The sequence below is a fragment of the Aquitalea sp. LB_tupeE genome, assembly GCF_013391415.1.
GTDB lineage: Bacteria > Pseudomonadota > Gammaproteobacteria > Burkholderiales > Chromobacteriaceae > Aquitalea.
Window position 1 is genome coordinate 194,462 of sequence record NZ_JACAXB010000033.1, and the last position, 12,671, is coordinate 207,132.

The following is a 12,671-nucleotide window of genomic DNA, read 5'->3' on the forward strand; positions in this document are numbered from 1 at the left end:
ATTTTTTTATTGCGACGACTCATACCCGTGCCAGCGACTTGACCGAACCGCTCTGGGCATCTCCCATGTAAATGCCGAAGGCGTCTTCGGTGCGCTCGCGCACAAAGCGCTGCAGCATGGCCCGCTCCGCCTCATCCGCCAGTTGCTCCCATGGAATGCTGTCCAGTGCCAGCAACTGCAATCCACTAGCGGAAGGCAAGTCTCCTGATACACGGCCCCGGTAGAACACATTGACACCCGCCGCGTCGTCCGTGCCGTTTTCGTATACCGCAAACAGGAAGTCCAGCTGGGCATCCAGCCCCAGCCGCGCCAGTACGCCACGCAGGCTGTTGGCATCGGATGCCGGTTCCAGCCGTGTGCCACTGGGCAGCGTGTAACCCTTGTCCGTTTTCAGCAGCACCACCCCGCCCTGGCACTCCAGGATGGCCCCCACCCGGGCACGTGGCCCGGCGGCGGCCAGCGCATCTTGCGACAGGCTGAAGGTAAGGTAAGCGCCGCGCCCATACCCCAGCGGGCTGGCGCTGGTATTGGCAAAGTCCACCACGCGGCCAATCAGAATGATGTGGTCGCCTGCTTCCACCACTTGATGGGTTTCACAATCAAACCAGGCAGCCACGCCATCAATGATAGGACTACCTGTCCGCCCCTGATGCCAGGCCACTTGCTCGAATTTGTCCGCAGCCTTGGAGGCAAACAGGCTGGAAACCGGGTTCTGATTTTCCGCCAGAATACTGATGGAGAAATGTGCAGCGGCAGAAAACACCGGGTAACTGGCAGCAGACTTGCCAATGCAAATCAGCACCAGCGCCGGGTCCAGCGATACCGAAGTAAACGAGTTGGCGGTAAAGCCGCGTGGCGTGCCATCTTCTTGCCGGGTGCTGACCACCGTCACCCCGGTGACAAATGCACCCAGGGCCTTGCGAAATTCCATTACATCAATCGTGTTCGACATGATTCTTCACTCCTGCGAATGACCGTCAGTCATTCCTACGCGGGTGGTTTCCAGGAAAATGCGCAGCCGCCGGTTAACCCTGTCCGGGGCGGTGACATTCATCATGTGGCGCTCTGCCGCCACGATATCCAGCTGCCCCTGCGGTGCCAGCGCGGCCATGGCACGTGACATTTCCGGGCTGGAGTTCGGGTCACATTCGCCAGTCATGAACAATGCCGGCATGGCCAGCGAGGGCAGCCCCTCCGCATGCACCGCATCCGAACTGGCAAACAGCTGGTAAGTGCGCGCATAACCTTGCGGATTCACCGTATTCAGAAAGTGCTTCACCATGCTGGCCGACTGCTCCAGCTCGGCCGGCACCGGCTGGCCAAACCAGCGGTCCAGCGTGGAATCCACCGTGGCACTCACCCCGGTATGCGCCAGTGCTGCCGCACGCTCCAGTACGGCAGCACGCTGCGCTGCCGTACGCATGAACACCGCATTCAAGGCCGCCACGCGCAGCACCCGCTGCGGATAGGCCAAGGCAAACTCCAGCGCCACCAGCGCGCCCATCGAGTGGCCCACCACATTGGCAGCCGTCATGCCCAGGTGGTTCAGCAAGCCAGCCAGCTGGTCTGCGTAATCCCGCAAGGTGACATCCGCCGCGGGCAATGCACTGCCGCCATGACCCAGCATGTCGTAGACAATCACCTGATAATCCCGGCTGAACGCGGCAATCTGCGGCATCCAGATTTCCTTGCCCATCCCCACACCGTGCACCAGCACCAGTGGCTCGCCCGCGCCATAAACACTGAATGCCGTGCCGTCAACCGTTCCTGAAGTCAGCGGAGCATGATCAGGCTTCATTGCTGCCAAGCTCCTTGAGGTCCTGATAGCGGTCGCCGATGCGATGGTGCGGACGACCACCGATGGAGGCGCCCAGTGCCACGACAATCTCATCGGCAGCGGGTGCGTCGTTGATGGAGAACTGGATGGTCAGATAATGCGAGCGCATTCCTTCGTCATCCTTGTGCATCATCGGAATGGAAATGGCGCAATTGGGACCGCCACGTACATTGGTGAAGCTGAGGTAGCTCTTGGCCCCTACCGCCTTGCGATAGAAATTGCCAAAGCGCAGGGTGTGAATCAGCGCCGACGCATGTTCGATTTCGCCGCCGGTCCCCACTACCGCAGCCTTGCCATAGCCCTCGATCACCGCACCGGAACCGGCCATGCGCAGGATTTCGGCCGTCAGCAATTCACCCAGCACTGGCGCAATGGCGTGAATTTCCGGCTTCAGGTCCTCAACAAAGCCACGCCCGTACCACGGATTTTTCAGAACCACCGCTGCCGCAAACATCTTCAAGGGCACGGCTGCCGTCTTCCCTCCTTCAACCAGCGTTTCCTCAACATAAGTCACCACCTTGCGAATACCGGCATCCATCTTTCTGTCTCCTTTTGTCTGGCTGCGATGGCCATCAATCAATATGATGGTATTACGGTATACCAAGAAAAAATCAATCGCAAGATATTTGTATGATGGTATACCATCGGACAAACAAAAAAAGACACACCGGCACCAGCGCAGTGCATTGACTTCCATCAACAGCAAGAAGGAGCAGCAAATGAGCAAGGAAACATTCGAGCAAGGCCTGAGCATCCGCAAGGCCGTACTGGGTGAGGATTACGTCAATCAGGCACTGAGCAATGCCGATGAACTGAGCATGCCACTACAGCAGTTGGTGACGGAATACTGCTGGGGCACGGTATGGGCGCGCGAAGGACTGCCGCGCAAGACACGCAGCCTGATCAACCTGGGCATGATTGCCGCACTCAACCGCCCGCACGAGCTGAAACTGCATGTGCGTGGCGCGCTGAACAACGGTTGCAGTAAGGAAGAAGTGGTAGAAGCCATCCTGCAAATTGCCATCTACTGCGGCGTCCCTGCCGCCGTGGACGCCATGCGGATTGCACGGGAAGTATTTGCCGAAACCGGATCAAGCCAAACCTCCTCGACCCAGGCTTAGGTCTCCAGGCTCCGATCAAACCGGTGCGCCAGCAATCATGACGAAGGGCTTTGCCTGGCAAGGCCCTTCTCACACCAGCGCCCGCGCAATGATCGCCGGGCTATCCTCCGTCACATGAAGCGCAGCGCACGGTGACGCATCCAGCCCCTCCATCCAGGACATATACACTCAACCCATGACCTCAGCATGCCAAATGGCATAATGTGCTGCACATTGTCTTTATCCTGTGAAGCGAGGCGTCGTCATGGATGACATTTCACCGTCCGACCTCAAAACCATCCTGCACTCGAAACGCGCTCATCTGTATTACCTGGAACACTGCCGTGTGCTGGTAAATGGTGGCCGGCTGGAATACGTGACCGAGCAAGGCAAACAGTCGCTGTACTGGAATATTCCCATTGCCAACACCACCACCTTGCTACTGGGTACCGGCACCTCCATCACCCAGGCTGCCATGCGCGAACTGGCCAAGGCGGGCGTGATGGTGGGCTTCTGCGGCGGTGGCGGCACGCCGCTGTTTACTGCCGGGGAGCGCGAACTGGAAATCGCCTGGCAATCACCGCAATCCGAATACCGGCCAACCGAATACTTGCAGTACTGGGTGGGCTTCTGGTTTGACGAACCCAAACGGCTGGCTGCCGCCAAACAGCTGCAACAGGCCAGGCTGAAACGCATCCACCAGCAATGGACGGGCAACCGTCAGCTGCGCGAAGCCGGTTTTGTCATTGATGAAAACCACCTGAGCGAGGCCCTGCAAGCCTCGGCACAAGCCATCACCCATGCGATGGACCACACCGGCCTGCTGACAGAAGAAGCCCGCCTGTCCAAACTGCTGTTCCGCCTGGCCGCACAAGCCGCCAGCTATGGCGACTTCACCCGTGCCAAACGCGGCAGTGGCAGCGACCCGGCCAACCGTTTTCTCGACCATGGCAATTATCTGGCCTATGGCCTGGGTGCCACCGCCACCTGGGTGCTGGGCTTGCCGCATGGCCTGGCCATCCTGCATGGCAAAACCCGTCGTGGCGGCCTGGTGTTTGACGCGGCAGATCTGGTCAAGGACGCCATCATCCTGCCGCAGGCCTTTGTCAGCGCCATGCGTGGCGATGATGAACAAACCTTTCGCCAATGCTGTATCGAACAGCTACTGCGTAGCGAGGCACTGGATTTCATGATGGATCAACTGAAAACCATTGCCGAAACACAAGGCCGCGCCAGCACATGAATATCCTGCTGATTTCCCAATGTGACAAACGCGCGCTGACCGAAACTCGCCGCATCCTGGACCAGTTTGCCGAACGCAAGGGCGAGCGCAGCTGGCAAACCCCCATCACCCAGGCCGGGCTGGACACCTTGCACCGCTTGCTGCGCAAAACGGCGCGCAAGAATACCGCCGTGGCCTGCCATTGGCTGCGTGGCCGCGACCACGCCGAATTGCTGTGGATTGTGGGTGATGCCCGTCGCTTCAATGCCCAAGGCAACACCCCCACCAACACTACACAGCATGATGTACTGCGCAGCCAGGACGAAAACGATTGGCTCAGTGGCGAGGACATCCGGCTGCTGGCCGGGCTGGCAGCGTTGTTGCACGACCTGGGCAAAGCCTGTCAGGCCTTTCAGCAACGGCTGCGCAGTGACAAGCCTCAGCCCGCCAATCTCTACCGGCATGAATGGGTGTCCTTGCGCCTGCTGCAGGGTTTTGTCGGCAGAGACGACGACGCAGGCTGGCTGGCACGCCTGCAAGACCCTGCACAGATGACAACAGCCGTCTGGAAAGACTGCTTGCAACAAGCCGGATTGCGCGATGGCCTTGACCCAGGTGCTACAGACAAGAAACCGTTTCAAGCGGGCGCATTACCACCGCTGGCAGCGGCCATTGCCTGGCTGGTACTCAGCCACCACCGCCTGCCGCTGACCGACACCGAGCCCATTACCGCCAGCCAGCTAAGCACTGGTCTGCAGGCGATGGACCACGACTGGAACCATCCTTGCGGTCCGGTTACCCAAGCCGAAGCCGCGCCGTATTGGCAGTTTCCCCATGGACTGCCCTGTGACGACAGCACATGGTGTGCACGGGTGGCCAAACTGGCCGGGCAGCTGGCTGCCAGAGTAACTGGCACCATCTGGCTGGACCAGGTGTACCCGCTGCACTTGGCACGCCTCACCCTGATGCTGGCCGACCACCATTTTTCCAGCCAAACCGTCAAACAAAGCTGGCAGAGCGGGCAGGAAAAAAAGATTGCCTTTGCCAACACCCTGCGCCGCGACCCATCCTTACCCGCCGGAACCAGCCGCCGCTTCAACCAGACCCTGCCGGAACACCTGACCGGCGTGGCCCGCCATGCCTTGCATGCCGCCGCAGCCTTACCCGACCTCGCACGCGCCCTGCCCGCGCTGGGACGCTGCCGGGCCTTGCAAAAGCGCAGCACCGATACACGCTTTGCCTGGCAAAACAAAGCCCATGACCTGGCCAGCAGCCTGCGCGAGCGCGCGGCCAGCCAAGGCGCATTCATCGTCAACTTGGCCTCCACCTGCTGCGGCAAAACACTGGGCAATGCCCGCATCATGTACGCGCTGGCCACGCCTGGCCGCGGCATGCGCTGTGCCTTTGCACTGGGTTTACGCACGCTCACCTTGCAAACCGGCCAGGCCTTCCGCGAACGACTGCAACTGGGCAGCGATCAACTGGCCATCCGCGTTGGCGGCAGCGCCAGCCGTGAATTATTTGAACAGCAAGCGAGGCAGGCAGAAGCCAATGGCTCGGCTTCGGCCCAAGCCCTGCTGGATGAAGAAAGCCCGGTGCTGTTTGATGGCCAGGCCGATCACCCGTTATTACAGCAGCTCAGCCACGACCCGCAATTCAACGCCCTGCTGGCCGCTCCGGTATTGGTGTGCACCATCGACCACCTTACCCCGGCCACCGAAGCCACCCGTGGCGGGCGACAAATCGCCCCCATGCTGCGGCTGATGAGCTCCGACCTGGTACTGGACGAACCGGATGATTTTTCGGTGGAAGACCTGCCTGCGCTCACCCGGCTGGTTTACTGGGCCGGCCTGCTGGGCAGCCGGGTGCTGCTGTCCTCCGCCACCCTGCCCCCGGCCCTGGTGCAATGCCTGTTTGATGCCTATCTGGCCGGACGCCGCCAGTATCAGCAACACCGAGGCCAGCCCGGCCAGCTGCTGAATATTTGCTGCCTGTGGGTGGATGAGCAAAGCTGCCACGCCACAGACTGCCCGGACAGCGCCAGTTTTGCAGCAAGTCATCAGCAGTTTGCTGCCAACCGTGCCAATTGGCTGGCAGGCCAAGCGGTACGACGCCGCGCAGCGCTTTTGCCGCTGACCGGTATTCCGCGTCAGCACTGCGACATGGCCGCGCCCCTGGCCAGCCTGCTCGGGCAACACGCGCTGCAATTACACCGCCATAACCACGATACCGACCCCGGCAGCGGCAAGCGGGTCAGCATCGGGCTGATTCGTCTGGCGCACCTGGACGACATCATCCCGCTGGCGCAGGCCCTGTTCCGGCAGAACGCCCCCGCTGACGTGCAGCTGCATCTTTGCGTCTACCACGCGCAATACCCCCTGCTGCTGCGCTCCGCCATTGAACGCCAGCTGGACGCCGCCCTCACCCGGCACGACCCGCAAGCACTGTTCAGCCTGCCGGACATTCGCCGCCGACTGGATGGCAGCCCGGCGACCGACCACGTATTCATCGTGCTGTCCTCCCCGGTCAGCGAAGTAGGCCGCGACCACTGCTACAACTGGGCGATTGCCGAACCCTCCTCCATGCGCTCGCTCATCCAGCTGGCAGGCCGGGTACGCCGCCACTGGCCACAGCCGTGGAGCGTATGCAATCTGCTGATATTGCAATACAACCTGGCCGCCTGGCAGGGAAAGAAACCAGCCTATTGTCGCCCCGGCTTTGAAAACCAGGACTTCCCCCTGGATGAAACCGACCTGGGCATTTTGCTGCGCGCCGACGAATACCAGCACCTGGACTCCCGCCCACGCCTGCTGGCACGCCCGGAGGCAGAGCAGCGCCCGCGCGGCAGCCTGATAGACCTGGAACACCACCGCCTGCAAGTCGACCTCAACCAGACTCACAAACCGGGGATACGCCGCAACAGCACTGGCGAAGCAAAACTCTGCGCCGCCACCTGCTGGCAATGGCCGCACGCCATGCTGCATGCCGCCCTGCAACGCAAGCAGCCCTTCCGTATGAGCCATGGCGACGAATGGGAACTGGCATTGCTACCGGATGAAGACAGCGCCAGTGGCCTCAGCCTGTTGCGCCTGGAACAATGCCAGCAGCGCGGCCAGATCGACTGGCTGAAAAGCGATCACCTGCTACACCACCTTGCCGATAGCACCCTGCTGGGCGGCACCGGCATCCGCCCCTGGGGCAGCCGTCATTATCTGGCTGAGCTGGAACAACTGGCCAACGCGCTGGACATGTCGCAGGAAGACTGCGCACGCCGCTACGGCAGGCTGCGTGCGCGTGTGAATAAAGAGGGCAATCAGCAGTGGCTGTTTCATCCAGCACTGGGGTTTGGCCGTTTACGCTCAGCAGATTCGGATAGTTAGCAGGCTAGCTGTGGCATTAATCCACATCAAATCCTGTCTTCATACAGACCTATCCCGCTTGAGAACATGTCATTCGAGTGATAGCTTCAACCCGCAATGCCAAAGACATCACCAGCAATACAGGCTTATCCGTCATAACCAACAGGTGGAGGATATGGAGCAAGCAACCCCGCGTAGTCTGGCCTTACAGCAATTGATTGCTGCATTTATTGCTAGCCGTCTTAACGACAAGCTGGACAAACTCTCCCCCGACGACCCCAAACGCAGCGAACTCACCGCACAATACCAGCCCCACAGCTGGCTGGCCGATGCCGCCCGTCGCGTGTCCCAGCTGCAACTGGTGACCCACCCGCAAAAAGCCACCCATCCGGACGCGCGTGGTAGCAGCCTGCATGCCCCGCCAGACAGCCTGCCGCAACGCCAGGAAATCGGCACCCATTGCCTGAGTGACTTTGCCAGTGACGTGGTGGGCAATGCCGCCGCGCTGGATGTCTATAAATTTCTCAAGCTGGAATACCAGGGCCAAACGCTGTTGCAGATGCAGCAAGCAGACGATGCCGATCTGTTGCAAGCCCTGCATCACGACAGCACCGTCGCCAGCCAGTGGCGTGCAGCCTTTTGCAGCATTACCGAAGCAGCTGGCGGCCCGGCCTCCCACACGCTGGCCAAACAAATCTACTGGCCGGTGTCACCAGACGACTTTCCAGCCGACGCCACTGACGACAGCCATTACCACCTGCTGTCCATCCTCAACTCCAGCGCGCTCAGCCATTGGCTGTATGGCCGCATTCAGGAACACCGCTTTGGCGATGCAGCCAAGGCGGCACGACAGGCACGGCGCGACGGCAACCACCATCCGCATGGCTACCACGACTACCCGCAACTGGCAGAAGAGAAAAAAGGCGGCACCAAGCCGCAAAACATCTCGCAGCTCAATAGCGAACGCCGTGGCAGCAACTACCTGCTGGCCAGCCTGCCACCACAATGGGACAGCAGCGAAACCCAGCCGCTTTACCATCTGGACAACGCCTTCCGGCGCTTTGGCCAGCGCAAGGCCGTGCGCAGCCTGCTACGCGAGTTTGGCCAGTTCCTGGGCAAGCTCAAGCCGGAACACAACACCATTCACATCAGGCAGCGGCGGGAAAACTACCTGGCCGAGCTGTTTGGCGAGCTATTGCAATTTGGTGCCGCCTACAGCAACAGCCTGCCCCCCGGCTGGACTGACCACCCCGACTGCAAGCTTCCCCTGAACCAGCAATGCTGGCTGGACCCCTACCGCGCCGAGCAGGATGCGGACTTCAATCTGCAATTCCAATGGCAGGACTGGCCACAACAGCTGGCCGAAGGCTTTGCCCTGTGGCTGAACAGCCGCCTGGAAGGCAAAAACCTGCACCTGGCCGAAGCAGAATTCGACTTCTGGCGCCGCCAGCTTGCCCAGGACGCTGGCTGGCAAAGCCAGCTGGACCGCCTGCAACAAGGAGCACCGGCATGACGCAAACCCGCCTGCCCGACATCAACGCCCTGCTGCACATTCCGCACCTGCGCGTGCAAAACGCCAACGCCATCAGCGGGCCGCACAGCTGGGGCCACCCCGGCCCCACCGCCTTCACCGGCCTGATGACCGCGTTGCGGCGCAAACTGGGGCCGGAACTGGACCTGGACATGATTGGCGTGGGCATCATCAACCACCACTATCAGGCCCAAACCAATGGCGATTACACCCAGCGTTTCAACCTCAGCCGCAACCCGCTGAGCAAAGACGGCAGCACCGCCGCCATTGTGGAAGAAGGCCGCATTCACCTGGAGCTGTCTCTGGTATTCGGCCTGGCACTGGGAGACACCCTCAGCAGCGCCAGCCAGCCCACGCTGGACCAACTGGCTGGCACCATCCAGCAGTGCCTGCACACCTTGCGCGTGGCGGGCGGCAGCATCCTGCCCGGCCATGGCCGCTGGCAGCCCTGGCTCACCCATCTGCCAGAAAATACTGAAGATCAACAACGCCAGTTCCGCCAACTGCGCCGCTGGCTGATGCCCGGCTATGCACTGGTAGCCCGCGACGACCTGCTGCCGCCCCAGCCGCCATCCGCCCAGGTCGCCGACAACAGCCGACTGGACGCCTGGCTGGACCAATGCCGCCTGAATCATTACCCGGTAGCCGATGAGCAGGGCCAGATAAGCTGGCAACACTCACGCCAACAAGGCCACGGCTGGATTGTGCCGCTGCCAGTGGGCTACGGAGCCCTGTCACCACTGTACCCGCCCGGCAGCGTAGCCCATTGCCGTGACGAAACCACCCCGGTGTGTTTTGTCGAAAGCCTGTATGCGCTGGGCGAATGGCTCAGCCCGCACCGCCTCACCGACTACCGACAACTGCTGTGGTACCCCGGCCATGACGCCAGCAACGGCGTATACCGCTGCCACAACGACTACCCCGCCACCCGTCCTACCGCACCCGCCATTTTGGGAGAACCCGCATGAGCAAACTGGAAAACGCCTCCGTCCTCGCTTTCGAACGCAAACTGGACCCGTCCGATGCCCTGTTTTATGCCGGACCATGGGAAGAACGCGCAGCAAGCCAGCGCTGGCCCCATGTGGAAGTACGGGAAAAATCGGTACGCGGCACCATCTCCAACCACCTGAAAACCAAGGATCAGGACCCGCTCAAGCTGGATGCCATGATCGAAAACCCCAATCTGCAAACCGTGGACGTGGCCACCCTGCCCCACAATGCCGACACCCTGAAAGTCAGCTTCACCCTGCGCGTGCTGGCTGGCGTGGGCGAACCGTCGGCCTGCAACAAGGCCGACTACCGCAGCAAGCTGCTGCAAACCATAGATGGCTACCGTCAGGAACACGGCTTTGGCGAACTGGCTCGCCGTTACGCCACCAACCTGGCCAATGGCCGCTTTTTGTGGCGCAACCGCGTAGGGGCCGAGCAAGTGGCAATCCACATTGCCCAATGGCAAGACGGCAAGGCCGTGCGTCACTGGCAATTTGACGCCCTTGCCCTCAGCCTGCGCAGCCTGGAGCGTAATGAACAAGTCGACAGCCTGGGGGCCTTGATTGCCGAAGGGCTGGCCGGCAGCCAGCACGTACTGCTGCACATCGACGCCTATGTGCGCAGCGGCAACGGCCAGGAAGTATTCCCCAGCCAGGAATTAATTCTGGACCGTGGCCGTGGTGACAAAAGCAAAACCCTCTACCTGGTGCAACAAGGTGATGCCCGCATCGCCGCCATCCATTCACAGAAAATCGGCAACGCGCTACGTACCATCGACACCTGGTATCCGGAAGCAGCTGACAACGGTCCCATTGCCATCGAACCCTACGGCTCCGTCACCACCCAGGGCAAAGCCTACCGCCAGCCCAAGCAAAAACAGGACTTCTACACCCTGCTGGACAACTGGGTGCTGAAAGACAGCAAACCGGACACCGAGCAACAGCACTTTGTCATCGCCACCCTGATTCGTGGCGGCGTGTTTGGTGAGGCCGGCTGATGGACCACTACCTGGATATCCGCCTGCTGCCGGATGCCGACTTTAGCGCTGCGGTATTGCTCAATGCCCTGTACGCCAAGCTGCACCGCGCACTGAGCGCTCAGCAACGCAGCGACATCGGCGTCAGCTTTCCCGGCTACACCACCGGCAGCCAACAAGACAACAAGCGCACGCCCCCCTGCCTGGGGCAAACCCTGCGGTTGCACGGCAGTGCCACCGCACTGGACAGCCTGATGGCCAGCCACTGGGCCAGCGGCTTTGCCGACTACGCACTCATCGGCAACATCCGCCCCGTGCCCGCCACCACCCAGGCCATTCGCGTACAACGGCGGCAAGCCAAAAGCAACCCCGCCCGCGAACGCGCCAGGCTGATCCGTCGCTGCGGCGTAAGCGCAGCCGAAGCACTGCGCCGCCTTCCGGACAGCAAAGCCCAACGCCTGCCGCTGCCTTTCATCACGCTGGACAGCAGCAGCACCGGCCAACGCTTCTTGCTGTTTATCCACCAGCATGCGGCAACCCAGCCAGCCAGCGGGACATTCAACAGCTACGGGCTAAGCAGCAACGCCACCCTGCCCAGCTGGTAAAAGCAAAGGGTAGCGGCCAGGGACCGGCTGCTACCCTTTTTTTCATACGCCAGCACGACCCTTAAAAATCAATCAGTTAGCACCAGGCGACAAAAATGGGTTTGCACCGCTAAAATAGCCCCCGGCCTTACCCGCCAAGCAAACCCACCAGATGGCGTCTAGTTCACTGCCGGATAGGCAGCTCAGAAACAAACAGTAAAAACCGGCAGTACAGTCAACCAGTTCACTGCCGGATAGGCAGCTCAGAAAAATTTGGCCGAGGCGCTTCTTGCTGCGCACTTGTTCACTGCCGGATAGGCAGCTCAGAAATTGCAGGGTTTCTATTTGGGTCGCCATGACTCGTTCACTGCCGGATAGGCAGCTCAGAAACCAGAACAGCTCGTCGGCGGTCATTTGCTCAAGTTCACTGCCGGATAGGCAGCTCAGAAAACACTGAACAGGTACGCGAACATCCTCGCCAAGTTCACTGCCGGATAGGCAGCTCAGAAAATTTGTTGAGTCGGGTCGCAACTCGCAAGCTGGTTCACTGCCGGATAGGCAGCTCAGAAAAATTCCAATACTTTGTCTTGGGCAAGTTTGTCGTTCACTGCCGGATAGGCAGCTCAGAAAGGTCAGACAGCACGGCATCAAAGGTTGGTGCAGTTCACTGCCGGATAGGCAGCTCAGAAATGGTGCCGCGCAAGAGCAAGGTATGCCTCGACGTTCACTGCCGGATAGGCAGCTCAGAAAAAAGCCGACTATTGATCAGCAAATGACTCAATGTTCACTGCCGGATAGGCAGCTCAGAAAGTGCGGCAAAGCGAATGGGCCTCACTCGTTATGTTCACTGCCGGATAGGCAGCTCAGAAATTTACCCACGCGCGCGGCCCGGCTCCGTTGAAGTTCACTGCCGGATAGGCAGCTCAGAAAATGGTACTTCTCTTGCGCTTGCACCTCATTGAGTTCACTGCCGGATAGGCAGCTCAGAAATTCATCCAGTTGCAGCAGGATGGTTTCGAGGTGTTCACTGCCAGATAGGCAGCTCAGAAAACATCGTCTTTTGGCTTCCTAA

The 12,671-nt window shown here is 60.5% G+C and carries 10 protein-coding genes and 1 CRISPR repeat array; of the genes, 7 read left to right on the top strand and 3 right to left on the bottom strand.

Translation table 11 applies throughout. The features are described 5' to 3' along the window. Positions 1–19: 19 nt before the first annotated feature. Genes HWX34_RS21115 through HWX34_RS17555 form a run of 3 tightly spaced genes read right to left on the bottom strand, consistent with a single transcriptional unit; the run spans position 20 to position 2,375 of the window. Complete coding sequence (locus HWX34_RS21115; RefSeq protein WP_218645237.1) at positions 20–952, bottom strand: flavin reductase; 933 nt, start codon at positions 950–952, stop codon at positions 20–22. Between the two features lie 6 nt (positions 953–958). Further along, on the bottom strand, positions 959–1,798 hold the full coding sequence (locus HWX34_RS21120) for an alpha/beta fold hydrolase (protein ID WP_218645238.1): 840 nt from the start codon (positions 1,796–1,798) through the stop codon (positions 959–961). Then, positions 1,788–2,375 carry an amino acid synthesis family protein gene (locus HWX34_RS17555; protein WP_178973464.1) on the bottom strand — a complete coding sequence of 196 codons (588 nt, stop codon included), beginning with the start codon at positions 2,373–2,375 and terminating at the stop codon, positions 1,788–1,790. Before HWX34_RS17555 ends, HWX34_RS21120 begins: the two co-directional genes overlap by 11 nt. Before the next feature lie 181 nt (positions 2,376–2,556). Between HWX34_RS17555 and HWX34_RS17560 the strand changes: the two genes are divergently transcribed. The 7 genes from HWX34_RS17560 (at position 2,557) to cas6f (ending at position 11,620) form a co-directional block, all read left to right on the top strand. After that, a complete protein-coding gene (locus HWX34_RS17560; RefSeq protein WP_178973465.1) occupies positions 2,557–2,958 on the top strand; it encodes a carboxymuconolactone decarboxylase family protein in 402 nt (133 codons plus the stop codon). A 244-nt stretch (positions 2,959–3,202) separates the two neighbouring features. Further along, the gene (cas1f, locus tag HWX34_RS17565) at positions 3,203–4,180 is read left to right on the top strand and encodes a type I-F CRISPR-associated endonuclease Cas1f (RefSeq protein WP_178973466.1); all 978 of its coding nucleotides are present in this window, start codon (positions 3,203–3,205) and stop codon (positions 4,178–4,180) included. Next, a complete protein-coding gene (cas3f, locus tag HWX34_RS17570; protein WP_178973467.1) occupies positions 4,177–7,539 on the top strand; it encodes a type I-F CRISPR-associated helicase Cas3f in 3,363 nt (1,120 codons plus the stop codon). Before cas1f ends, cas3f begins: the two co-directional genes overlap by 4 nt. 154 nt (positions 7,540–7,693) lie before the next feature. After that, complete coding sequence (gene csy1 / locus HWX34_RS17575) at positions 7,694–9,031, top strand: type I-F CRISPR-associated protein Csy1 (RefSeq protein WP_178973468.1); 1,338 nt, start codon at positions 7,694–7,696, stop codon at positions 9,029–9,031. Next, a complete protein-coding gene (gene csy2 / locus HWX34_RS17580) occupies positions 9,028–10,017 on the top strand; it encodes a type I-F CRISPR-associated protein Csy2 (RefSeq protein WP_178973469.1) in 990 nt (329 codons plus the stop codon). The genes csy1 and csy2 overlap by 4 nt, the downstream gene beginning before the upstream one ends. After that, positions 10,014–11,036, top strand: a complete 1,023-nt coding sequence (gene csy3 / locus HWX34_RS17585) for a type I-F CRISPR-associated protein Csy3 (protein WP_178973470.1) — start codon at positions 10,014–10,016, stop codon at positions 11,034–11,036. Before csy2 ends, csy3 begins: the two co-directional genes overlap by 4 nt. Next, positions 11,036–11,620 (top strand): type I-F CRISPR-associated endoribonuclease Cas6/Csy4, encoded by a 585-nt coding sequence (gene cas6f, locus HWX34_RS17590; protein WP_178973471.1) that lies wholly within the window; start codon positions 11,036–11,038, stop codon positions 11,618–11,620. The genes csy3 and cas6f overlap by 1 nt, the downstream gene beginning before the upstream one ends. 161 nt (positions 11,621–11,781) lie before the next feature. Next, a CRISPR array of direct repeats spans positions 11,782–12,649; the repeat unit is 28 nt; unit sequence GTTCACTGCCGGATAGGCAGCTCAGAAA. The last annotated feature ends 22 nt before the right edge of the window (positions 12,650–12,671 follow it).